1 protein-coding gene is annotated in these 1,120 nt (G+C 48.8%); it reads right to left on the bottom strand.

The genetic code is table 11. From position 1 onward, the window contains the following. Positions 1 to 43: 43 nt before the first annotated feature. Positions 44 to 1,120: elongation factor Tu (tuf, locus tag AYY16_RS13080; protein ID WP_067367357.1), on the bottom strand; the 1,077-nt coding region annotated here is incomplete at its 5' end.

The raw sequence follows: 1,120 nt of genomic DNA, 5'->3' as shown, positions 1-1,120 counted from the left end.
AAAAAGGGCATCATTTGATGCCCTTTTCGGATTACATCAGTAATTAGCTCATTACTTTCGCTACAACACCCGCGCCGACGGTACGACCGCCTTCACGGATTGCGAAACGCAGACCATCATCCATTGCGATTGGGTGGATAAGCGTTACCAGCATTTTGATATTGTCGCCAGGCATCACCATCTCAACGCCTTCCGGCAATTCAATCATACCCGTTACGTCTGTTGTACGGAAATAGAACTGCGGACGGTAACCTTTGAAGAACGGAGTATGACGGCCGCCTTCATCTTTGCTCAGAATATATACTTCTGATTCAAATTTGGTATGTGGTTTGATTGAACCTGGTTTCGCCAGTACCTGACCACGTTCGATATCTTCACGCTTGGTACCACGCAGCAGAACACCGACGTTCTCACCCGCACGACCTTCGTCAAGCAGTTTACGGAACATTTCAACACCGGTACAGGTGGTTTTAACTGTATCTTTGATACCGACGATTTCCAGTTCTTCACCAACTTTAACAATACCACGCTCTACACGACCGGTAACAACTGTACCACGGCCTGAGATTGAGAATACATCTTCAATCGGCAGCAGGAATGGTTTGTCAATTGCACGCTCTGGCAGCGGGATATAAGTATCCAGGTAATTTGCCAGTTCTACAACTTTCGCTTCCCACTCTGGTACGCCTTCCAGTGCTTTCAGCGCTGAACCACGGATGATTGGAGTATCGTCGCCAGGGAAATCGTACTGGGACAGAAGTTCACGAACTTCCATTTCAACCAGTTCCAGCAGCTCTTCATCATCAACCATGTCGCATTTGTTCAGGAACACGACCATGTAAGGAATACCAACCTGACGACCTAACAGGATGTGCTCGCGGGTCTGTGGCATAGGGCCATCAGTTGCAGCAACAACCAGGATAGCGCCATCCATCTGTGCAGCACCGGTGATCATGTTTTTAACGTAGTCGGCGTGACCCGGGCAGTCAACGTGCGCGTAGTGACGTGCAGGCGTATCGTATTCTACGTGTGAGGTAGAGATAGTGATACCACGTGCTTTTTCTTCAGGTGCGTTATCGATCTGATCGAATGCACGAGCAGAACCACCGTAGGTTTTAGC

Origin of the sequence: Morganella psychrotolerans (assembly GCF_001676155.1) — a bacterium.
Lineage (GTDB): Bacteria > Pseudomonadota > Gammaproteobacteria > Enterobacterales > Enterobacteriaceae > Morganella > Morganella psychrotolerans.
This window is presented reverse-complemented; position numbering and strand designations above follow the sequence as displayed.